This window comes from Candidatus Tisiphia endosymbiont of Xenochironomus xenolabis, assembly GCF_964264705.1.
Lineage (GTDB): Bacteria > Pseudomonadota > Alphaproteobacteria > Rickettsiales > Rickettsiaceae > Tisiphia.
Genome location: NZ_OZ183473.1, coordinates 1,507,602 through 1,531,547, shown reverse-complemented (window position 1 = coordinate 1,531,547; position 23,946 = coordinate 1,507,602). Strand labels below are relative to the sequence as shown.

Here is a 23,946-nt window from a genome sequence, read left to right as displayed (position 1 = left end):
TTGAACCCATTAGATCACATGAGTTTAGACAAGAAACTAATATTTATTAATGGTAAAGATAGCTTGCAAGTAGAGTGGTTTAGGCAGCAACAAAGCAACGAAGTAATAAAGGAAGAAGACAAATTAATATTAATCGCTGGCAGACCGCTGGATTTACAGAAAGAACTAAATAGAGAAGTATATTTTGATCAAGCAGGAATTTTAACGACAAAATTTAAAATTGAGCAAGTCCCAGCGATAATAGAACAAGAAGGCAAGTTATTAAGAATAAGAGAAGTAGAAATCGATTAGTGGGTGCAAAAAAACAGTTATAATGCACTATGAAACTATTTAACCTAAAGTTTGAGCTAGGTCTAATAATGTTAAAATGGTATTATAACTAAATTAATAAAATTAGAGGTAAATTATGCAAAAATGGCAGTTACAAGAGGCAAAGGAACATTTTGAAGAAATTATTGAACTCGCTGAAAACGGGCAACCTCAATTAGTAAATGATAAGAAGAGGCATAAAGCTGTCTATATTATCTCAGCGGAAGATTATATAGGTGATAAAATAAAACCCCCTATGTCATTTAAAGAATTTTTATTATCCATACCAAAAGTTGATAACGATGATGATGAGGATTTATTTGAAAGAAAACCAAGTAAAGCTAGGGAAGATATTGATATATGAGATATTTACTTGATACTAATATATTGTCAGAGTTCCGTAAGAAAAGTCCAAATAGCCAAGTAATATCTTGGTTATATCAAGTAGCTATAGAATCATTATATATAAGTTACTTAACAATCGGTGAGATTCAAAAAGGGATTGCTAAAAAGAGACAGACAGATTTAGTAGCATCATTAAGTTTAGAAAGGTGGCAAGATATTTTAATTAAAAATTATACCGCTAGAACCATTGGTATAGATAGTATAGATGTATGTAAATGTTGGGGAGAATTACTTGCTATTGATGCTACAAATCAGGTAGATAGCCTACTTGCTGCACAAGCAATAGTTCATGACATGGTTTTAGTTACTCGTAATACCAAACATTTTAATAAATTTGGAGTGAAATTACTAAATCCTTTTGAGGAATTTGGATTTAAATGATGTAAGAGGTAAAAAGTTGATAAATATCAATAATGCAGCCTTGAGCAGAAAGTTTGGCGACCCAGCTCAAGGTGCAAAGACACGGTTAAGCATCATACTGATAGTGGCTCTTTTTATGCCATTTTCAGTATCTGCCAGTATCACATGTAAAGGGCATTTTGTCAATCCAATTACTGACATTTGTTGGAGCTGCATATTACCAATAAGTATAGGCAATGTCATTACTATTGGTAGCGGTGTTATGCCTAAAAAAAGAGACACAAAAAATCCCTCATCACCAGTTTGTTTATGTATTAAATCAAATATTCCTGTACCAGGGATAACCATAGGATTTTGGGAACCAGTAAGACTTATTGATGTTACAAGAACGCCTTATTGTATGACTAATCTTGGTGGAGTACCTATTGGATCGGATGCAAAAAGGATTAGTAGCTTTAATAGAGGATACGATGATAGGCATGTTCACGATAGTTTTTACCATGTTCATTATTATGTTTACCCACTGATTTATTGGCTTGAACTTATCACTGATTTTATTTGTTTAGAACAAAATAGCTTTGATGTGGCTTATATGAGTGAATTTGATGTTACTTGGAATGATGAGAAATTGCAGAGCCTGTTAAATCCTGAAGCTTTTTTATTTGCCAACCCTATAGCCCAAGCAGCTTGTGCTTTAGATTGTGCAAGTAGTACAGTCAGGTTGCCATTAGATAGCATGTTTTGGTGTGCTGGTTGTTGGGGTAATATGTATCCATTTTCAGGAGCAAATGCTGATCATGTTGGCGGAGTTCAGAGTAGTAGTTTACTAGCTACCCGAATAATTGCCAAGATGCACCGAATAGGATTAGCACAGGAGACGTCAACTGATGAAAACACTTCTCTAACAGGTGGAGGTAAATTATGCCGTAAATCTAGGGCATTAAAGATCAAAAAGAGTCAATATAAGTTACAGATGGTCAACCCAGTATCAACATCCAGCAGCATTGGTTGCTGGTCTTTGGGCTTAAGTGACATGATGTATTCAACATTTAAAGAATATCCGTATGACGGACAAGATTGGGGGTACTTAGTATGGCGAAAGAAAAATTGTTGTGCCTTTTAGTTGCATTACTATTTGGCATTAGTCACTTAACTATAGCACAAAATATCAGCAACGCTAATAGCGAATTGCTAAATAATATAAAAAATATTGAGGCAACTGATCAGCAGCGAGATTGGGCTAAAGAATTGGGACAGGCAGGACAAATATTAACAAGAGAAGCTATTTTACAAAAGTTGCGTGAGTTAGATGAGCAACATTGTTTGAAACAACATCAAAATTGCAGTGATAAAGAATTGTGGGACAAAGAACTTATTAATTCAGCAGTGCTTAAGATATTTGTAAGTAGCGGGATGCCAGGTAATTTACTGAGGATATATCATAAACAAGCAGTTAAATATGGTGGAACATTGGTATTTAAGGGATTACCCAATGGTAGCTTTAAAGAACTTACCAAACTAGTTATGTCGATATCAAAAAATGGTGAAGTAGGTAGTATGCAAATAGATGACGAAGCCTTTGACCATTTTGGTATTAATGTTGTCCCAGCTATTTTGCTGGTTAAACAACAAGGTTACTTAGATGGGTGTTTTGGTAAATCTTGCAAAGTCACTTACGATAAGATTACTGGCAGTATCTCCGTTAAAAAGGCTTTAGAGAAATTTGCAATTAATGGTGATTTATCACAAGAAGCTGAGAGGTTAGTGAAAAATGATTAAATTTAAAATGACAAATAATTATATAGCTAACCTGATTAACATTACACCAAATTCACAAGCGTCATTGCGAGGAGGCTTCGAGCCGACGAAGCAATCCATATACAAGCTTCATGGATTGCCACGCTCATGTACATTCGCTCGCAATGACATATATGCAACTCAAACGTCATTGCGAGGAGCTACCTTAGTAGCATTGATGCAATCCAGAAAAGTGATGAGAAATGGATTGCTTCGTAGGCTTACGCCTACTCGCAATGACACCAGTTTATTATGGCTAAATGCTAATCTGGTTAGCTATAAAATAATATTTAAAAACTTTTGGTATATGAGTTGTTGTTTGCTAAGGCTCAGTGTAGCTCTGCTACCCTTTTGGCATCTAACTAGCTTAGCTGTATATACTGAACCTACTGCTAAAACTAATGTCAATAAAGTAGACCCGTTATTTAATGAGAAAATAGAGAACTATAAAGGGTTTGAACAAGTTTTAGAAAGACAAAAGGTATCTGCAGTAAAAGGAGCTGAATCTGAAACAGGTTTTAATGATCTAGTTGGTAGTAAGCAGGCAAGAACTAAAGGAGCAGAATTAAGTAATATTAGGGCAGAAGAGCTTGAAGGTTCTGGAATAAGAGAATCATTTAAAGAAGCTTGGGTTAATGAATATCTAGTTGATTACTCTAGACCTGGAATGATGAGACATAAAGATGATGCAAATAGCATAACTGAAGGAACAGGACAAATGATGTCGAGCTTATTAGGTTTTTTGAAAAGGTTAGATATTGATTGTAAGCAAGTTAAGGGCAATAAGGAAATAGAACCGCAGTATTATATCCAGTTAATAAAGGAACTCGATCGGGATAAGGGAGATACAATCTATGACAAAACTATATGTGAGGAACTACGTAACAAATATCGTTGCGTTGATGAACTAATACCTCAATGTTTGCACTTTGCTGAGAAGGTAGCCGAACTGACAATGAATGGATCGAATATGAAGTACAATCAAGGTTTAGCAGGTTCGGTTAAACATATTAGTTTTGCAGAGAAGTATGGCTCTGGTGGAGATACAACATTTTTTGGTCTCATAAATAAATCAAGTGGAACAGCTTATAGTTATGGTGGAGGTACAGTATTTTTCGGTCTCATAAACAAATCGAGTGGAACAACTTATAGTGCTGATGAAGCAAATTGGTACGTAGATTTTAATGTAACCACTAATCTGCTGACGATCAACAGATTACAGCTAACTGATGTTACTTACGGTATGTTCATTATGATCAAATTAAATGGTGTGGTGATATTTGTTGGTCCTAATGGTGGCAACAACTTATTTTTGAATGGTCATAAGGAAGTTAAGACTAAAGGGAAGAGAAAATATGTAGGTGTGGTTGGTAGGAGAGTAAACATCGTTACTAGTTATCCGAAAGTTAATACTGGTGTTAGTGAATATGCTCTTGGTTTAGATTGTATAGCTGATAGGTCTAGGATTGGAGTAGTAAACTTATTGCCTCATGTTAGGCAGGGAGCGAATAGATTGGAGATTAAGGCGATTAGTCTTGGAGCAAATAGAGTGAGTTTTAATTTAGATGTGAGTGAGCGTATTTGTTTGAACTGGCAGGAGAATTGGAGTGAGAAATGTATACTAAATATCACCCAGCCGTAAAATGGTTAGTATTGCTAGTAACCTTACTACCAATGTTATTGCTGTTTAACAGTAATTTTGTTATGGCGGGGGCGATGAAATATACCGAAGGGATTAAAACAAAGTTTACCCCGTCTTACAGGACGCATGATGGCAAGGTAGGGAGTGTAGAATGTGCTGATACTCCTAGGGTGTGTCTGGATATTAATAGTGAGAAAATTATTCAAGGGGTAAAAGTTACTAGACCATGTTGGCAATATGGTTATGGAAAGACTTGTCAGATATATCCATCTGAAAATGACTGTGTTAAATGGCGGCATTGCTACGTTGTAGCAGATAGGGAGTGTCTGACATGGGATAGCTATGGTAATTGCGTAAACTTACAAAGAGAATTTTCGTGTAAGAGATGGATACCAGCGGAAGTAGAGAATCAAAAGGCAAGAATGGGACTAACTGAAAAAGATGGTCAAGAAGGATTAGTTTGCAGGGGGGTACCTTGTATAGATGGTAACTGTGTTGATAAAAGCTACGAGACTAATGGTGAGATGATGGATTCAGTCTCCAAGCTTTACATGGTGAGCAAAATAAGAGATGCAAAGGATTTTAATTTTAAAATATTTGCTGGTTTTAATAGCCATTGTAGTAAGAAGGCTACTGGTTATATCAATTGCTGTGCAGTTAGTCTAAAGGGTTGGGGCAACCATTTAGGTGCCCACTGCAATAGCGATGAAAAACAATTAATTGAAAACCGCAAGAAGAATCTATGCGTATATGTCGGAAAAGAAAATAGGGGAATAATGAAGACAGTAGTAAAGCATCATTATTGTTGCTTTGGGAATTCACTACAAAAGGTTGTTCAGGTTGAAGGAAGAAAACAATTATATGCCAAGGGACTTATCAGTAGCACGGAAAAGAATTTTGGTAGTGGCGGCAACCCTAATTGTCGGGGATTAACTTTAGCAGAATTGCAGAATCTGGATTTTGACAAAATGGATCTTACTGAATTTATTGAAGACTTTAAGCTTAAGTTTGCTGGAAAATATAAAGCACCAAATGTCGGTGACATTACTATCAGGATAAAAGGTACAGCAACCTCTAACATCAGAAAAGGAGATAATAATCCTCATAATAAAGGAAATAATAAATCTGGTTGGAGTACCAAAATAGGAGACGATTAATGGCAAGTACACCAAATTTACAAACGTCATTGCGAGGATGCATAAGCCGACGAAGCAATCCAAATTTAATCATTTTTCTAGATTGTTTCGTCGCCACTAAAGTGGCTTCTCGCAATGACATATATGCCCCTCAAACGTCATTGCGAGGAGACCGTAGGTCGACAAAGCAATCCAAGAAAGTGATTAGAAATGGATTGCTTCGTCGGCTTACACCTTCTTGCACTAACGTCAGTTTATTATGGCTAAATGCTAGTCGGGTTAGCTATGCATATATTTTGAAAATATTATTAATTTGCATAGTTGCCACTAATTACTGCATCCCTAACTATTGTTATGCAAGTAACTTCTTTGATCAACGTTACCGTGGTTGGATATGGTTTGAGGAAAAAGAAAAAGCTGAGAAGGTGGCTAACAAACAAAAAGAGTTAACCTTAAAGGAAATACAGAAACAAAAATACGCTAAAGCAAGACAAGAAGTAGAGCAGTTTAGCCAGGAACTAGAGGAGTTAAAATTTATGATGATTAGATATCCAGAAAATATTGAACATGCAAGGAGATATAAGGAAAAGGAGGCACAGATGCTAGAAGATAGCTTAAAACTTGCTCATACCTTTAGGATGGTGAATTTTCTTTATCCTGAAATTATCAATTTAATTGATAACCCAATTAACCTATATGGCAGAAGAATAAAAGAAGAGATTAATGAACAGGAAATAACTAACAAGCTTAAAGAGCTTAGTAGCAAGATAGAACTCTTTGTATTCTTTTCCTCAACTTGTCCTTATTGCACAATACTTGAACCGGTACTTAATGATTTTGCTAAAAAATACCGATTTAAGGTAGAAGCAGTAAGCCTGGATGGCAGCACAAGTAAAATTTTTAAAACTCATCAAAATAAAGGGCTGGCTGATAAGCTAAACTTGCAACGTACCCCAACAATAGTAGTTGTAACTAATGACAGTAAGATCAATTTTGAACTAATTAGAGGAGCAGCATCAATGTCAGAGCTTGAGGAAGCTGCAATATTTGCTGCTGAATATCTGAATAAGATGGAAGGAACGAAGAGAATAGCTAAAGAAAAAACTCAGGTAGCGGAAAATGATAATTAGAAACTTCATACGGGAATTATCTATTTATTGCTTATTAGCAATATACTTACTCGCAAGCAGTAATAGTTATGCCGGTATAGAGAAACTGATTAAAAGCGTTATGCCAAAAGGTACCATGAGTAATGTTAGTAAAACTGCGATAGTACATGATCAATTATCGGGGCATATAGTTGGTGGATCAGTGTTAATTAAGTCTCCACCTATAGAAGATTTGCAGCTTGTTAACTTCCAAGCTCCTAGCTGTAAACTTGGTGGTCTTCCATGTGGAATACAACTTGATTTAAGAGGTGGGGCATTATCATTTCTCAAAAGTTCTGCTATGGAACAATTTTTTAAAGAAATGGTACAAAATGTTGGTGGCTATGTGTCGATTATGGCTATTAAAACAGTCTGCCCTCAATGTGAAAACATTATGACTTACTTAGAACAAATGCAAAGAAACACTAACCAGTTCAACATTAATTCCTGCGATATGGCTACTCAGATAAGTAATGGTATAGCTAGCAGAATGAATAAAGGAGCAGAGCTTACTCGCCAGAGTGACTTGGCAATGACCAAAAGCGGAAGCGATATGGCAGATATTAGAGATAAAGCTAAAAAGGATAATGGAGACCCAACCAAAACCAATAAAGAACTCGAAAGTTTACTAGGTGATAATTTTAATTTGGTATGGAAAGCTCTTACCAAGAAAGCAAGTGGTGGTGGAGATGTAACTAGTTTCAAAGAATTACTAATGAGTATATCAGGGACTATTATTGGCAAAAAAGATAGTGAAGGACATCGTTCTATAATTCATAAGAAATCACTAGTTAATAAAGAATTAATAGAGGAATTTATTGGAATAAGAAACGGTAATGTAGATGTTGAGCAGTATCAGTGTGATGAAACAAATTTATGCTTGCTGCCACAAAAAGCAAAAACCAGATTATCAGCTAGCGATACATTATATGGCAGTATTGATAATATGTTAGTTTCGATGGTTAAAAAAATAAAAACTAATAATGGTGATTTTACTGAAGAAGAGGAAAACTTAATAGCTTTATCATCCATAGCACTAACTAACAAGATACAGAGAGAACTTGCCACTAACGCTGATAATAGCTACCTTACAGTCCGCATGGCTGAGTTTGTTGAAACCTTATGCTATGACGTGGTAACTAATTATCTTACCAAATTATTACAGCAAACTTCTGAAGCAGTATCAGAGTTATCTTACTTGCAGCTGGCAGATATAGGAGTATTTACCAGTTTTGAACAGGAAGTAAATAATACTATTAGCTTTTTGGTGGGTAGCAGAGAGAACGCCTTTAGGCGGTATAATATTATCGAACAAACCAAAATGAGAATGTTGCAAGAGGAAAAATACTTTGAGATGAAGTTTCAGGAGTTTATGTCGACTAATGAGATAGATGGATAACTCACCTTACGCATGGCATTTAAAAGTAATAGAGAAAATAGCATGGCGTCATTGCGAGGAGCTACTTTAGTAGCGACAAAGCAATCTAATGAATGTGGATTGCCACGACCTACTTGCGTGGTCTCGCAATGATGTCTTGTACTTTTCTGGAATTTTTAAATTGTCATGGGGTTTATGCGTAAGGTGAGTGGATAAATGTGAAATTGGCATGGATTAAGCATTATGCCGTCATTACGAGAAGGCGTAAGCCGACGAAGCAATCTATTCTTTTATAGATTGCCACTCCACCTACGGTGGCTCGCAATGACGGTGTATTGCAAACTGGTTCCTCGCAATGATGTTGGAGATGTACATACATACGTCATTGCGAGACCATGTAATGGTCGAAGCAATCCATTTTAATTACTTTTCTGGATTGCTTCGACGCTAAAGTGGATTCTCGCTAATAGACGCCAGTTTACTATGACTAAATGCTAATCTGATTAGCTATAATAGAAAGAAGGGAAGAAAAGGAAAATAGGTAGGAAATATGGAACTTGATTTAACAATTCACACTTACGGTTATTACGATGCTTTGTACTATGTGTTAAATGGTCTGGCAATGTTTCGCAATAGTGAATTTTATACAGATTTAGTAAATAGTCTATGCATAATTACCGGATGCTATTATGCAGTAAAAATGTCGTATAGTAATAGTAATATGGTGTGGCGGGCATATGTGTTTAAAGTACTTGGTATGATTATACTAATTAACACATTATTACTACCTAAAACAGAAATGATTGTTAAAGATCATGTCACTAAAAGAATAGGCAAGGTTGATAATATTCCCATAGCTTTTGCTCTTCCTGTTGGAATATTAGAGGAATTTGGTCATTTGATCACTATAGGTTTTGAGCAAGTATATGCACCGATAGAGTCTCTTGTTTCTGGGTCATCTACATTTTCTTATTATAATTATGGGATGTTATTTGGTGCAAGACTAAAAAAGGAATTACGTCAGGTTCGCATAAAAGACCCAGAATTTGTAGAAAATATGCGATCTTTTATCAAGCAATGTATTGTACTTCCAGCAATGATCGGCTACCAATTTACTCCTAAACAATTAATAGATACTCCAGATATTTGGAAATTAGTAAGTAGCAAAGCTGGAACTTTAACTCGTCTTTATCTGCGAATAGGAGATAAAATGCGTAATGTCACTTGTAGAGAGGCAGTAAATTTCTTTGAAAATTATTTTGATGAAGAAATCAAAAGAGTAGTATCAAAAAATGCCAATACAGAATTTGCTTTAGCAAGAGGTGGATCAAATTATACTCCATCAACTAGCTCATCAATTATATCAAATGTTTTAGAGAAAAATATTAAAGCACTCTATGGTGGCAGTCAAAAAGCAGGTGACATACTACGTCAGCAAATGATGATCAATAGTCTATCTGACTATACAGCCGGTAACTATGCAATGGCACGAGCACGAACTAATCAAGAAAGCGGCTGGCTATTATCAAGTGATATGGCAAGCTTATATCTCCCAATGTTACTAGTGGTAATAAAATGTATAGTCTATGCATCATTTATGTTCTTAGTGCCAATGTTGATCTTTAGTGGTGGCATAGCAAAATATACTTCTTACCTAACCCTAGTCGCATCACTACAATTATGGCCAGCATTAAATGCCATCATTAATATGATCATGGGTACGTATAGTCATTTAAAGACTGGCTCAAATTTAATGTTAAGTTTCAGTAGTAGCAGTACAATCACCAATCATGTTGATACAATAGTAACAGTAGCAGCAGGTTTACAAATGGTAATACCATTTTTGGCATTTGCTATTATGCAAGGTGGAGTTAGCAGTCTTGGTCACTTAGCTGGATCAATTATTGGTGGGCTGCAAGCAACAGGTGGTAGTATAGGAGCAGAGGCAGCAAGTGGTAATAGAAGCATTGATAATGTTTCAGAAGGGAACAGTCAGCAATATATGAAATCAGGATATAAGACCGACCATAATATGCAATATGTTGAAGGGGGTAATAGCTGGCAACAGGCTGATGGTAGTATAGCTCGCAATAATCCTGATGGCAACGTAATTTACACTGGCGGTCAAGGTATTAATACTTCGGTTGGTATTACCAAATTTAATCTGGAACAAACAGCCCAAAATCATGTGACTCAAGGCATACACACGTCTGAAAGTTTGTTGAAGTCAGATCAAAGAGCCCTATCAGATGCAAAGAGTAATACCTTTAGTAAAACAGCTGATTTTGTTTCCAGCTTAGCACAACGTGAACATAGTGGGGAAAGTTGTAATTATGATATAATGGGAGAGCAAGGCAAGTCACTTCAACGAGCAATAAACAACGTAAGAACTCTTAAAGAACAATATGGATATAGTTGGCAACAAGCAACAGATGCAGCATTGAAAGCATCTATGACTGCGTCTACTCCACTAAAAGGACTTACTGGTATTGGTGTCTCTGGTAGCGTAGAAGGTTCAGTTACTGCTAGAAATATGAGCGATCAGTCTTTTATGGAGGATAATGATACATCAAAACAAAATAATACTCATGAAGATTACAACAATATAGTCAAAGCAGCATCAAGCGAAGTATGGGGAAAAGATAATAGTGCTGAGAAACATTATAGTGATGCAGTAAGAAACAGCTATGAAAAACAGAAAAGATTAGAGGCACAAGTATCAATGCGTCAAGAAACAGTAGATAATTGGTACAAAACAAAAAGCAAACTTGAATTAGAATCAGCGACAGTTAACAAAGATATGTATCAAGAAGTGTTAGACCGCTGTGTAATAGAGTTTGGTATGGATGCAAACTCCGTGAGGAAGCTAGTAGACAAAAGGCATCCTGACGTGATGAAAGTATGGAATAAAATAGCATCTGAAGAATTACAAAATTTAATGCCTGAAATAAATAGCGGTAAGCAACAAGTATCGGGTCAGCATGCAGAAAAAGCATTGAATGATTTTAGCAATGAACATGATAAGCAAATTAATAGAAATCCTGAATCGCAAGTTAAAGAAGTAGCAACAAAAAGCGGTATTAATATTAATGAATTTGCAGCAAATATTCATGAAAAAGAAGGAGAACTAAAAAACAAGGGTAAAAAAGTAACGGATAAAAATTCTGAACAATATAATAATATCCGGCAAGTTAATCAACTTGAGCGAAAAGATTTACAGGCAGAGATTGATAAGTATGAAGAAGATAGGCTTGGGCAGGGAAAAATAGCCAGAACAACAGCTGGAGCTTTAGACATTGTAACATTTGGTGCAGCTGGTAAGACTATAGGAGGAGCAGCTAAAGGCTCCTCAAAAGGCTGGCAGTTTAACAAAGGAGCTTATCAAAATGCAAGGCAAGGTAAACCAAAAGATTATAAGTGAAAGATTTACTTTCTATGATAATACATATTACCAGGTAGATTACGATGTTCAATGCCAGTGTAATATATGTTATTGGAACTAAAGGTAGAAGAATGGACATTAGAATTATATGTCCCTGCTTTCATACCTATAATTTCTTGTTGCCAAGCATTTTTGTTAAATAAAATAGAAATAGGACAATTTTTATATATGAAATATAAAGTAGGAACAGATAACAAAGTACCAACTATCAAAATTGATGAAATAAAATCGTTAACATCTTTCCAATGGGTATCCAGCATGGAACCAACCCATACGGTAACAGCAAACATCAAAAGTATTACCCAAAATAATTGTTTAGGTAACCTATTCATTAAATTTTGCCCTTCACTATTTAGAAATATTTTGTCCTCTGTATATTTAACTTTATTACATCTAGCAATTAAATATGGTACTAACAATATAGTTATCCAAGCTGATATAAAATTGACAACTTTATTATGTAATAACTCGTCCAGCAATATAACCATAAAGACACTAAAAACCACCCCAGACCAGAACATTAAATTCCAGAAATTATCTTTATTTAGCCGTGATTTGATCCAATTCATAACAAACCTTAAGTTTAGCATACTCAAATCGATGATATCATGGTTTACTATTTTAAGTAAAGCAATAATAAAGATTTTGGTGGTTATAATATTTAGTTTTTCACAAAATATAACATTTGCCCAAGATTTATCTGAATTAATTACCATGGTTGAAAAAGAGCATAATATTCCAAGCGGTTTGTTGAAAGCCATTGTTGAAGTAGAATCTGGACTAAAAGCTTATGCAGTAAATGTAGCAGGTAAAGCTTTCATTGCGAAATCCCAGGTAGATGCAGTTAAAATTATACGTTCTTATCTAAAGAAAGGACATACCAATATTGATATAGGACTGGCTCAAATAAATTGGCACTGGCACGGTTGTAATTTTAGCAGCATCAATGAAATGCTTACCCCTAAAAATAACCTTAAATATGCGGCAAAATTGTTAACTGATTTATATGGGAAGCACGGTGATTGGCAAAAGGTAGTAAGGCTATATCACTCAGCTAAACCTCATCATCATAGGCAATATTCAAGAAAGGTGTTGTTATCATGGCTTGACGATTCTGATGGTACGTAGTCTGGTTACAACCCATAAATGAAAGGAGAAAGAAACAATAACTATGGGATTCATATGCTAAATAATTTTATTGGTGGTGGGCAAATATTCTTACATAAGATCAGGATGTTTTTGCAGGTATTTGGTCGTTCTATTGCTATCTCGTGTGTAGTCAGTGTGATAATTACCATAGTTCTAGCTTATCCCAAGCTAGAACTATATGATTTATCTGCCGCTGTAACTTATCAAAAAGCTTTACTAGTCAGTAAGTTTGATAATAGCATACGTTCTATTAGAACAATAATTAATCCTAAAAGTAAAAAATATGAACATATTACCACCATAAACGCCTATAACCAGGATGGTTTATATAAGTGTAATATTAATCCGAAAGTGATCTTAACTTCTCAGCAATTTAGTAAGAATTATTATCATCTGGTTAGTTTTATCAAAGTTGAGTTATTATTCTGCCTTGGGCTGATGTTTGGTATTTTTGTACTAATTTTCCTACTTTGGACAAAATTTGGTAAGTCGGTATCAATAGAAAAACAGATCAGCGGTAGTACTATCAAATATGCCAAAGAAATCACTAATTATTTACATAAAGCTAATAAAGCAAGTAAATTCATTGTAGGTGATATGCGACTTGTTAAAGATAGTGAAATCAGACATATCATAGCTATTGGTACTACAGGTTCTGGTAAAACTAATTTGTTTAATAACCTAATTCCACAAATCAGAAACTTTAAACAACCAGCCTTAGTGGTAGATCAAACAGGAGAAATGATAGAAAGATACTATAATCCTGATAGAGGAGATATTATTTTTAATCCGTTAGATGCGAGATCTCATGCTTGGGATTTCTGGGCTGACACTAGCTCTGATAGTAATAATATACCTAATTCAGAACAGGCAAAATATTTTGATCCAAAGTTAGATAAATTTGCTAAAGTATTGTTTAAGTTTGGCAAGAAAACTAATAGTGGCTTTGATCCATTTTGGGAGAATAGTGCTGCTACTATTTTCTGTGCTTGTGTACAAGTTTTAGTAACAGAGGGCAACAAGTCAATTATCGAATTGAAAAAGATGTTGAGTTTATCTTCCTGGGATAAGCTTAAGAATAGGCTGACTGGTACCTTAGCTGCTAGATATTTAACAGCTAGTAATAAGACTACTGCTAGTTCTATTTTATCAGTACTGGCAACTAGCACTCAACCCTTAAATCTGTTATTTGAGTCTGAGAAAAAATTCTCACTGACAGAATATTTTGCTGAAATTCAGCAAGGAAGCTCTGCCTGGTTATTTTTAAGTACTAAACCAGATATGCGAAATGTCACGATGCCTATCATTGCTTGTTTATTTGAGCTAGCGATCTCATGTTTAATTGGCATAGGTATCAACGAGAAAAGACGCATGTGGTTTATTATCGATGAGTTAGCTTCTCTAGGCAATTTATCTGGCTTTTCTACTTTAATATCGGAATCCAGAAAATATGGTGGTTGTATACTTAGTGCAACTCAATCAATTAATCAAATATTCGATAATTTTGGCATGCTACAGGGCAGCACTATATTTGGGCAATTTGCTACTAAGTTTCTCTTTAGAAGTGACGAACCAGCTACTGCTAAAATTATTACTGAGATATTTGGGCAACTGGAATATGCCACGTCCCAAAAAAATACTTCTTTTGGTGCTCATGAGTTTCGCGATGGTGTCAGCTATACTGAAGGCACCAAACGTAAAGCTTTGATTACCACCAATGATCTTGCTACTTTAGCAGATTTAGAATGTTTTGTCAGCCTACCAGAGCCAAAAGCTAGAATAGCTAGAATTAAAGTGCCAATAGCCTCTGATGTTCCGCTTAAACATCCTGGATTTGTTGCTGCAAATAGAGCTACTAATAATAATTCCATTATTAATTATCATCTTCAGGAGACCAGTATTCCTCATATTTCAAATAAGCCGACAAGTCAAACAGATAGTGAGCAAGTAATACCTCAAGTGCCACAAGATCAACAAGAAGAACAACCTTGGTGGCAAGAAGCTAGGCAAGAATATGTTGCTATGACTAAAATAAACAATAACGAAACATTTAAGGATAAGCAATGAGTAAAAAAATAACATATGATGTTGATTTACCGCATCAACAAGTGCAATTAAATAATAAAAGCCTAAATAAGCCAAAGAATAAACAAGCTTTATCAAATATCACATTATCTGATTTTGCAATAATTTATGATAAACTAGACCAGCACTTTACCGAATGTATGGAACTTGTTGAAGATTTGCCATATATTAAACGAGAGGTACAAGATATCTTAGCATCTTTTAATGATTCTATCAAACAATGTAGTAATAATATCAATGTTCAGTTAGAAACTTTTAAAAAGAATCTGTCCAAGCTTAGTGAAGAGTGTTATATTTTAAGCAAAATACCAGAAAAGTTAAATGAAAAGTTAAATAAAAGCATAATAACTATTGCTCCTGAAGTGGCTAGGACAATTCAAGATAATAACCAATTGAAAATAGAAGAAATGACTACAGCAATTAATGGCTGCATTCAAACTTTAAACAAGATTAAAGGTAATATTGAATTTTTTAGGATTGATCGTAGTAAAAATTTCTTTTTTATGGTAGCAATTAGTCTTATCTCATCAATTATTACCTCAACCACAGTCCTTTATTTTGTATTACAATGGTTTCCACCACGGCAAAAATATGTGGTTGAAAAAGCTCACGATGTTCATACAGAAGGAGTAGTACAAATATTTGATATGCAAGGTAAATTTTGTAATAAAGCACAAATAATCAAGGATTAAATGCAATCATACTTGATATTTCATAATTCAACAATTTTGAGATTCAATCAGAAAGCTATAAAAAACAGGTGCTTATTGAAAAAATTTGCTATTTTAACCTTAATTCTCGATAAGAATAAGCCTTTTAAAGAATGGGTATACTCAAAATCATTTGATTATAGTGTGTACTATCTCACTAATATATCCACAAATAACAAAATTAGTATTTACGGATCCAAATGTGCGTTATATAATGGATCCGAATATAAGCATTTGTTAATTTTAGGATCGAGTACTATGGTTAAATTTTTAGGTAGACACGAGGAATTGGAAAGACTTACAGCAATTAGCAAAAAGAAACTAGCCTCTTTCATTGTAGTTAAAGGTCGTAGACGAATTGGCAAAAGTCGGTTGATTGAAGAATTTAGCAAACAGTTTAGTAATTTTTATAGTTTTGAAGGATTGTCACCAGAAAAAGGGGTAACAGCTAAGGAGCAGCTTAATGAATTCTCAAGACAAATAGCCCAGCAATTCAAAGCACCCTATGCTAGGTACGATGATTGGAGTGATGCGTTATGGGCAGTTGGTGAACGCCTATTGACAGGTAAGTGTTTATTATTATTTGATGAAATTTCTTGGATGGCTGCGGAAGAGCCAACTTTCTTAGGAAAGATTAAAAATTTTTGGGATAATCATTTAAAAAAGAACGATCAACTTATATTTGTTATATGTGGCTCTGCTGCGGCATGGATTGAAAAGAATTTGCTAAGTAGTACAGGATTCGTTGGACGTATTTCATATAGTTTAACATTAGGAGAATTACCTTTAATAGATTGCCAACACTTTTGGTCTAGCAACATCTCAGCTTACGAGAAACTGAAAGTTCTTGCTATTACAGGAGGTGTTCCCAAATATCTAGAAGAGATTAGCCCTAAATTATCAGCAGAAGAAAATATCAAACATCTTTGCTTTACAAAAGGAGCCATCCTAGTGGAAGAGTTTAGACAAATATTTTCAGATTTATTTTTACGGGATAGTGCAGTTTATCAAAAGATTGTGGAAGTACTTGTTAGCGGTTCTAAAGAAAGAAATGAGGTATGCAATATTTTAAATATAGACCCTGGGGGGCGAATATCTGAATATTTTTTAGAACTTGAGCTATCAGGTTTTATTACCCGAGATCACACCTGGGATATTAAATCAGGAATTGACTCTAAATTAAGTAAATATCGTCTAAGTGATAACTATTTACGTTTCTACCTAAAGTATATACATAAGAATTTAAGCAAGATTAACCGTAATAGCTATAGTCTTAAGTCTTTAACCTCACTTGCTGAATGGAATATAATTATGGGTCTTCAATTTGAAAACCTTATTTTAAATAATAGAACCATCATCCATCAAAGTTTAAATATTAAGCCTGAGGATATTATTTCAGAAAATCCATTTTATCAACGAAAAACATCTCGTTATCCTGGATGTCAAATTGATTACCTAATTCAAACAAAGTTTGGTACCCTTTATATTTGTGAAATTAAGTTTTCTAAGAACTATATCGATTCTTCAATAATCAATGAGATGCAGAAAAAAATTAGTCTATTAAAGTATCCTAAAGGATATTCTTGTCGACCTGTGCTAATCCATGTTAACGGTGTATCAGAAAATGTCATTGATGACGATTATTTTGCTGCCATTATTGACATATCTGAATTTTTAAAGTCATAAAAATACTAGTATATATAATTGGATTTTGGGTTCTGTCCAAAAATATCTTATAATTCACAATCTTTCTGATAGACTCGATAGACCCTCAAATCTAGGAAATATTCACCTAAAATATAAGTTTAATTTCAACTACTTCAGATAATTACACTTCTAGTCTTTTATATTTGTATTAAACCCATAATTAAAACATCTAACACATCTGATATAACACTATTATTTTCAATACTACTAATTCTTATTGTACTGACAATCTTACCAGCCTCTATCATTTCCACAAGTTCTTTTACTACATTATGACTAAGAATATTATCATCAAGCCTTAGTTCGGATAAAGTTCTATTAATTTCTAAAGCCTTAACAAGTTGTCTAGCCCCATCATCACCAATATTATTCCCACTGAGATATAGTCGCTTGATAGTTCTATTATTTTCTAAAAATTTAGCTAGCTTGATTGCACCCTTATCACTAATATTATTATTACTTAGATCTATTTTGGTTACGGTTGTGTTGTTTTGCAAAAACTTTGCAACTATCTTTGCTCCATCATCGTAAATATTAGTATTATGTAGATTTATATGTGTTACCGTTTTATTATTTTTTAAAGCCCCACTAAGTAATTTAAGATCATTACTATTGATATTATAGTTTCTAAGGTTTATTTTGGTCAATTTCTCATTATCTTGTAGCTTTCTAATAAAGTCAGTAGGTTTAATAAGTTTAGTCATAAATTTACCTGCCAAAGTTAATAGATTATTTGTAATAGTTTTTTATTTCAATGGTTCTTAATCTGTTTATCTTTATTTGAACATTTTTTAATATTGTATTTCATAATAATACTAACCCGAATTCTGGATTAGAAAATTCATAAAAACCTTAACATACAAGGCTTACATCGTAGTAAAGCATAATAAAATTGATAATTTTATTCAAAATATTATATCGTATTACGACAATATTCAAGTTTTACTATAAGCTTCTTGTTAAAACAATTTTCTGATCGTATAACTAATTATTATACAGTTGATCCATCTAAGATTAAATAATAATTTGTTAAACAACGTATACTTGCAGCAAAACTGCTTCACCATCTTTCTCAATACAAATCACATTTTTCAACTACCTCGCCAAGTAAATTTTTGGTAAATTCTTCATTTACCAGGTCATAATTGTAAAAATCCTGCTCCTCTGCTTTGGTAATAAAATCTTGTCCCTGAGCAGCGGCATTAACCATAATGTTACCAATTTTCTTGTAAGCTGCAGCCTTAACAGCGTTATCATGACTTAAGCTGAATACATGCTGGTAACATGTTTTGGCTTTTTCAAATAAACCTATAGACTCAAAATACTCAGCCTGTTTTAGCATTATATCGGGATTTCTTTTATCTTGTTTCAGCCATGCTTTAAAACAGGCTTTTATCTCAAATTCATTATTCACTACTTTGTAGCAGTCAATCGCCTTAGCATATTCACCCTTGTTAAAAAATAGTTGCCCTAGATTTTCATATATTTTTGGTAAATGGCTATTCGCCTCTATAGCTTTTGCATAGTAAGCCAATGCAGCTTCATTGGCACTGTCATGCTCAGCAATACTAGCTAAGCAACTATAGGCTATAGCCTTAAGATTCTTGCAAGGCAGGAGAGTCTTGATAATTTTCTAGATATTTTATAGCTTTATGATAATATTCTGGGTTAGATTGCTCCTCATCAATCTTCAAACTACTAACTTGGTACTCAAGATTTTCTGTTACCTTAGCGTGGCAAGCTGTTATTAACTCTGCAATCTTTGCATGATCAGGTAATTTAGTTCCACAGACATTAGCAAAGAATTTCACATATTCATACTGCTGCCGTAAACAATAACCATAGTCTTGTATCTGATGTTGAAGTGGAGAATTATCAAACTCAGCATATTCAGCAAAAATATCCACTGCTTGCTTAAAGGTTGTTATGGCATCTGATATGCTAGACTTTTGCTCATAGTTAAGTACTTCTTGCAATCTTGATAATAACTCCAGCTTCAGAAAATATTCGCCTTCGCTATGTTGCTTTAGCTCATTGTAATTAATTGATGACGGAACCAAATCTTTGACAATCGCATAATTTTCGGAAAATGCATTGAGTGGATTAACATTTAAGCAATGAGTGGCATCACCAATAGCTTTAACTATCACCTCTAATAGTTGATTAAAATTATTACTCGCAGTATTTAACAGATGAGCAAGTGTACTCTTGTCAGCCCCGGTATTACCAAGAAGCAATATCCCCTTTTTGCCATGTTCCTGTAGGTGGTCATTACCATCTCGGATTAAATCTAATACTTGCTTTATAGTAGCCTGATCATCATTGTTAAGCTGATTATCCTCACCTGCTACCTCAAATAATTTTACAACCGGTATATTGGGGATATATTCTTTTACTTCTTGTTCAGCTATGTATTGTTTTACTAGAGCCTCTTTTTTGGCTTTTGCAGGAAAGTCTTTATTAATCTGCAGGGCTGCTTTTATCTCACTTGCTACAATATCTCCTATATTCTTAAAACTAGTGCCAAAATTAGCAATAGATTTATTAATCTTTAAGGCTTCTGCTAGATACCTCACTCCCACAGATCCTATTGGGTTATTACTATCAATGTAAAAATTAGTAATAGCTTTATTAACCTTTAAGGCTTCTGCTAGAGCCTGTGCTCCAGCATCTCCTATCTTGTTATTATTAAGGTTAAAATAAGTAATAGCTTTATTAACTTTTAAGGCTTCTGCTAGAGCCTGTGCTCCAACATTTCCTATCTGGTTATTATGAAGATAAAGAGTAGTAATAGATTTGTTATCCTTTAAGGCTTCTGCTAAAGCCTTTGCTTCAGTATCTCCTATCTTGTTATAACAAAGATCAATAGAAGTAATAGATTTATTAATCTTTAAGGCTTCCGCTAAATCCTTGGCTCCAGCATCTCCTATCCCTGTATTACTAAGATCAAGAGTAGTAATAGAGTTAGTTGTTATTTGATGTATAATAGTTTTGTCTAATGGCATTTTTTCCTCTCTTTATATTTAGGTCAAAATTTATCAATTACGTCATAGTCTCAGGTGGAGTAAACGTAATAGCCATCTACTACGTCCCTCATTAGATACATATCGTACCCTATTAAAGCAATGGGCTATAGCCATTCAACCTGATCTAAAAGATTAAATAATAATTTATCAAACAACGTATACTTGTAGCAAAACTGCTTTGCAATTTTTTAGCAATACAAATCACATTTTTCAACTACGTCGCCAAGTAAATTTTTGGTAAATTCTTCATTTACCAGGTCATAATTGTAAAAAGTATGTTCCTGTGCTTTGGTGGCAAAATTTTGCCCTTGAGCAGCGGCATTAAGCATAATGTTAGCAATTTTATTGTAAGCGGTAGCCTTAAAATTGTCATCATGACTTAGGCTAAATGCGTGCTGATAATATTTTTTGGCTTGCTCAAATAAACCTACAGACTCGGAATACTCAGCCTGTTTTAGCATTATATCAGGATTGTTTTGATCTTGTTTTAGCCATTTTTTAAAACATGTTTTTATCATAAATTCATTACTAACTACTTTGTAGCAGTCAATCGCCTTAGCATATTCACCCTTGTTAAAAAATAGTTGCCCTAGTTTTTCATATATTTTTGGTAGATGGCTATTCGCCTCTATAGCTTTTGCATAGTAAGCCAATGCAGCTTCATTGGCACTGTCATGCTCAGCAATACTAGCTAAGCAACTATAGGCTATAGCCTTAAGATTTTTGCAGGCAGGAGAGTCCTGATAATTTTCTAGATATTTGATAGCTTTATGATAATATTCTGGGTCAGATTGGTTCTCATCAATCTTCAAACTACTAACTTGATACTCTAGATTTTCTGTTACTTTAGCATGGCAAGCTGTTATTAACTCTGCAATCTTTGCATGATCAGGTAATTTAGTTCCACAGACATTAGCGAAGAATTTCACATATTCATATTGCTGCTGTAAGCAATAACCGTAATCTTGTATCTGATTCTGAAGCTGAGAATTATCAAACTCAGCATATTCAGCAAAAAGTTCCACTGCTATCTGCAAGATCATTAAGGCATCTGGTATCTTATCTATTTGATTATAGTTAAGCACTTTTTGCAATCTTGATAATAACTCCAACTCTGGAAAATATTCACCTTCGCTATGTTGCTTTAGCTCATTGTAATTAATTGATGACGGAACCAAATTTTTGACAATCGCATAATTTTCGGAAAATGCATTAAGTGGATTAATATTTAAGCAGTTAGTGGCATCAGCAATAGCTTTAACTATCACCTCTAATAGTTGATTAAAATTATTACTCGCAGTATTTAACAGATGCGATGAACACTCCATAGCTTTCTTTGAAATAGCTATGTCGACCATATCACTATTAGCGTCAGAATATGTGGATGATTTGTCTATTTCTGCAAGTAAGTCAGGTACAGTTAACTCACCTTCTTCAGTTGGTTTATAGAATAGATGTATTGAATTACCATCTTTGAGCTTACTAATCAGTTCCTTACATTTCTTTGTTGCTCCTTGATTATCTGTTAATATTTTCTCTATAGATTTTCTGATATTCTCAATATTTTTGTGTGGTGGTACATGAGTAACTACTAAAGATATGCTACCCTCTATAGAGTCAATGTCCTTAAAACTTTTTATAAAATTAGATAGAGCTGCAAGGAAAATATTACCTCTTTCAATAGCAATATTTAAAACTGATTCAGGTACCACCAACACAAATTTTAGCTGCTCTGTGGTCTCAAAAAGCCTTTTAATATAGAAGCTGTTAGCAATTTCCTGGACAGGGTCAGTATCATTAAAGCCAGGGCAGTCCCATATTATTAGCTCTTTAGCAAGACATTTATTAGGAATCTTAGTCTCAGAAGCTGATTTGTGACCAATGGCAATATTTTTAAGTGGCTGCATCGCCTCAATAACCAGTTCGGCAGTTTCATCATCCATAATCGCCTGTAGTTTTCTGCCACTAAACAAATGAGCGAGTGTACTCTTGCCAGCCCCAGTATTACCAAGCAGCAATATCCCCTTCTTGCCATGTTCTTGCAGGCGGTCGTTACCATCTCGAATTAGCTCTGATACTTCCTTGATAGTAGCCTGATCATCATCGTTAAACTGATTATCCCCACCCGCTACCTCAAATAATTTCACAGCCGGTATATTGGGGATATATTCTTTTACTTTTGCGTCCTCTAGGGCTTTTAATCTAGCCTCCTCTTGTTCTTTAAGTTTTGCCTGCTCGGCTATTTGTTGTGCTAGAGCCTTTTGTCTAGCTTTTTCAACTATAAGCATTACATCCATTGCATCTATTTCAGCTATCACTGCTTTTTGTTGCTGTTTTATTATCTTAGCAGCTTTTTTAGTAGGATCTTTATTAATCTGTAACTCTGTTGCTATCTCTTTCGTTACAATATCTCCTATATTGTTACCAGTAATGTCAAGAATAGTAATATATGGATTAATCTTTAAGGCTTCTGCTAGCTCCTTCGCTCCAACATCTCCTATCTTGTTATTAGTAAGGTAAAGAGTAGCAATAGATTTATTATCCTTTAAGGCTTCTGCTATATCCTTCGCTCCAGCCTCTCCTATCTGGTTATTACCAAGATAAAGATAAGTAATATTGTGATTAATTTTTAAGGCTTCTGCTAGAGCCTGTACTCCAGCATCTCCTATCTGGTTATTTTGAAGACTAAGAGTAGTAATAGAGTTATTATCCTTTAAGCATTCTGCTAGCGATTTCGCTCCAGCATCTCCTATCTGGTTAGTATAAAGGTTAAGAATAGTAATAGAGTGATTATCCTTTAAGGCTTCTGCTATAGCCTGTACTCCAGCATCTCCTATCTGGTTATGATAAAGGTAAAGAGTAGTAATAGATTGATTATCCTTTAAGGCTTCTGCTAGCTCCTTCGCTTCAACATTTCCTATATTTTTACTACCAAGGTTAAGAGTATCAATAGAGTTATTTCTTATTTGTTGTATAATAGATTGTTCTAATGGCATTTTTTCCTCTCTTTATAATTTAGGTCAAAATTTATCAATTATAGCTAACCCGACTAGTATTTATCCCGTGCGTCATTGCGAGGAGCCACTTTAGTGGCATTGATGCAATCCAAAAAAGTGGGTAGAAATGGATTGCTTCGTCGGCTTACGCCTTCTCGCAATGACGACGTAATACTAACCGGGTTAGCTATACGTCATAGTCTCAGTTTGACATAAAAGATTAAATAATAATAATTTGTTAAACAACTAAATAACTACTTATCACTATTTTTTTAGTAAGAGTTGTGATTTTTTTAGCATCACTAAATATACTAAAAATACGAGGTAAAAATATCACGAAATATGATGCAAATGGTGATTTTTTATGGTATAATAATTCCCTTGGAATACAGATACTACAGGGGATTTATATGAGAAAAATTACTGTCAAATTTAACAAGTTACAAGATATCGAAAATCTTAAAAAAATCATGAAAAATGTTTACGCGAGTAATAGCGATCATTTACCAGATATTGCTATAGTCAATTGATGAGAAGTTGGGGGCGTTGTCGCTCGTCGCTCGCCTATTACTTATAGGCGTCGCTCCATCGCTCCTAGCCCCAAATTCTCCTGAATTGACTATAAATTTCATTTGGGCGGAAAGATTTTTACACCT

General features: G+C 34.3%; 20 protein-coding genes and 1 pseudogene. 15 read left to right on the top strand and 6 right to left on the bottom strand.

Annotated elements, in window-relative coordinates:
• From ACFELY_RS07465 to ACFELY_RS07420, 10 genes and pseudogenes are all read left to right on the top strand, one after another.
• Positions 1–291 (top strand): annotated as a pseudogene (locus ACFELY_RS07465) (conjugal transfer protein TraW); the annotation flags it as partial.
• A 115-nt stretch (positions 292–406) separates the two neighbouring features.
• The gene (locus ACFELY_RS07460) at positions 407–673 is read left to right on the top strand and encodes a type II toxin-antitoxin system prevent-host-death family antitoxin (protein WP_094649825.1); all 267 of its coding nucleotides are present in this window, start codon (positions 407–409) and stop codon (positions 671–673) included.
• Complete coding sequence (locus ACFELY_RS07455; protein WP_341750032.1) at positions 670–1,095, top strand: type II toxin-antitoxin system VapC family toxin; 426 nt, start codon at positions 670–672, stop codon at positions 1,093–1,095. The genes ACFELY_RS07460 and ACFELY_RS07455 overlap by 4 nt, the downstream gene beginning before the upstream one ends.
• Positions 1,082–2,197, top strand: coding sequence for a conjugal transfer pilus assembly protein TraU (gene traU, locus ACFELY_RS07450; protein ID WP_341759827.1), 1,116 nt, complete (start codon positions 1,082–1,084; stop codon positions 2,195–2,197). Before ACFELY_RS07455 ends, traU begins: the two co-directional genes overlap by 14 nt.
• Positions 2,167–2,853 carry a type-F conjugative transfer system pilin assembly protein TrbC gene (gene trbC / locus ACFELY_RS07445; protein WP_341759828.1) on the top strand — a complete coding sequence of 229 codons (687 nt, stop codon included), beginning with the start codon at positions 2,167–2,169 and terminating at the stop codon, positions 2,851–2,853. Before traU ends, trbC begins: the two co-directional genes overlap by 31 nt.
• 196 nt (positions 2,854–3,049) lie before the next feature.
• The gene (locus ACFELY_RS07440) at positions 3,050–4,513 is read left to right on the top strand and encodes a hypothetical protein (RefSeq protein ID WP_375333257.1); all 1,464 of its coding nucleotides are present in this window, start codon (positions 3,050–3,052) and stop codon (positions 4,511–4,513) included.
• Positions 4,486–5,670: a conjugal transfer protein TraN gene (traN, locus tag ACFELY_RS07435; RefSeq protein ID WP_341759830.1), complete on the top strand. Its 1,185-nt coding sequence runs from the start codon at positions 4,486–4,488 to the stop codon at positions 5,668–5,670. Before ACFELY_RS07440 ends, traN begins: the two co-directional genes overlap by 28 nt.
• Positions 5,670–6,779 carry a conjugal transfer protein TraF gene (gene traF / locus ACFELY_RS07430; protein WP_341759831.1) on the top strand — a complete coding sequence of 370 codons (1,110 nt, stop codon included), beginning with the start codon at positions 5,670–5,672 and terminating at the stop codon, positions 6,777–6,779. Before traN ends, traF begins: the two co-directional genes overlap by 1 nt.
• Entirely contained in the window at positions 6,769–8,196 is a 1,428-nt protein-coding gene (locus ACFELY_RS07425) for a conjugal transfer protein TraH (RefSeq protein WP_375333258.1), read from the top strand. The genes traF and ACFELY_RS07425 overlap by 11 nt, the downstream gene beginning before the upstream one ends.
• Positions 8,197–8,725: 529 nt before the next feature.
• The gene (locus tag ACFELY_RS07420) at positions 8,726–11,596 is read left to right on the top strand and encodes a conjugal transfer protein TraG N-terminal domain-containing protein (RefSeq protein WP_375333259.1); all 2,871 of its coding nucleotides are present in this window, start codon (positions 8,726–8,728) and stop codon (positions 11,594–11,596) included.
• A gap of 5 nt (positions 11,597–11,601) precedes the next feature.
• Here ACFELY_RS07420 and ACFELY_RS07415 read toward each other — a convergent pair whose 3' ends face one another.
• Positions 11,602–12,186, bottom strand: a complete 585-nt coding sequence (locus tag ACFELY_RS07415) for a hypothetical protein (protein ID WP_375333260.1) — start codon at positions 12,184–12,186, stop codon at positions 11,602–11,604.
• Positions 12,187–12,217: 31 nt separating this feature from the next.
• On the opposite strand from ACFELY_RS07415, the gene ACFELY_RS07410 reads away from it, so the two are divergent.
• The 4 genes from ACFELY_RS07410 (at position 12,218) to ACFELY_RS07395 (ending at position 17,247) form a co-directional block, all read left to right on the top strand.
• The gene (locus ACFELY_RS07410) at positions 12,218–12,745 is read left to right on the top strand and encodes a transglycosylase SLT domain-containing protein (protein WP_341759836.1); all 528 of its coding nucleotides are present in this window, start codon (positions 12,218–12,220) and stop codon (positions 12,743–12,745) included.
• Positions 12,746–12,799: 54 nt separating this feature from the next.
• Positions 12,800–14,833, top strand: a complete 2,034-nt coding sequence (locus ACFELY_RS07405) for a type IV secretion system DNA-binding domain-containing protein (RefSeq protein WP_375333261.1) — start codon at positions 12,800–12,802, stop codon at positions 14,831–14,833.
• The gene (locus tag ACFELY_RS07400; protein ID WP_375333262.1) at positions 14,830–15,543 is read left to right on the top strand and encodes a hypothetical protein; all 714 of its coding nucleotides are present in this window, start codon (positions 14,830–14,832) and stop codon (positions 15,541–15,543) included. The genes ACFELY_RS07405 and ACFELY_RS07400 overlap by 4 nt, the downstream gene beginning before the upstream one ends.
• A 276-nt stretch (positions 15,544–15,819) precedes the next feature.
• A complete protein-coding gene (locus tag ACFELY_RS07395; RefSeq protein ID WP_375334085.1) occupies positions 15,820–17,247 on the top strand; it encodes an AAA family ATPase in 1,428 nt (475 codons plus the stop codon).
• Positions 17,248–17,405: 158 nt separating this feature from the next.
• Here the strand turns inward: ACFELY_RS07395 and ACFELY_RS07390 are convergent, their stop codons facing one another.
• The 4 genes from ACFELY_RS07390 to ACFELY_RS07375 all read right to left on the bottom strand — a co-directional run bounded on the left by ACFELY_RS07390 (position 17,406) and on the right by ACFELY_RS07375 (position 23,290).
• Positions 17,406–17,972 (bottom strand): hypothetical protein, encoded by a 567-nt coding sequence (locus ACFELY_RS07390; protein ID WP_375334084.1) that lies wholly within the window; start codon positions 17,970–17,972, stop codon positions 17,406–17,408.
• A 368-nt stretch (positions 17,973–18,340) separates the two neighbouring features.
• Positions 18,341–18,802, bottom strand: coding sequence for a hypothetical protein (locus ACFELY_RS07385; RefSeq protein ID WP_375334083.1), 462 nt, complete (start codon positions 18,800–18,802; stop codon positions 18,341–18,343).
• 61 nt (positions 18,803–18,863) lie between these two features.
• A complete protein-coding gene (locus ACFELY_RS07380; RefSeq protein ID WP_375334081.1) occupies positions 18,864–20,273 on the bottom strand; it encodes a hypothetical protein in 1,410 nt (469 codons plus the stop codon).
• A gap of 209 nt (positions 20,274–20,482) precedes the next feature.
• Positions 20,483–23,290, bottom strand: a complete 2,808-nt coding sequence (locus ACFELY_RS07375) for a hypothetical protein (protein ID WP_375334080.1) — start codon at positions 23,288–23,290, stop codon at positions 20,483–20,485.
• Between the two features lie 284 nt (positions 23,291–23,574).
• On the opposite strand from ACFELY_RS07375, the gene ACFELY_RS07370 reads away from it, so the two are divergent.
• On the top strand, positions 23,575–23,820 hold the full coding sequence (locus ACFELY_RS07370; RefSeq protein ID WP_375334079.1) for a hypothetical protein: 246 nt from the start codon (positions 23,575–23,577) through the stop codon (positions 23,818–23,820).
• Here the strand turns inward: ACFELY_RS07370 and ACFELY_RS07365 are convergent.
• Complete coding sequence (locus ACFELY_RS07365; RefSeq protein ID WP_375334078.1) at positions 23,794–23,922, bottom strand: palindromic element RPE2 domain-containing protein; 129 nt, start codon at positions 23,920–23,922, stop codon at positions 23,794–23,796. The two genes, ACFELY_RS07370 and ACFELY_RS07365, sit on opposite strands and share 27 nt — an antisense overlap.
• Positions 23,923–23,946 lie beyond the last annotated feature (24 nt).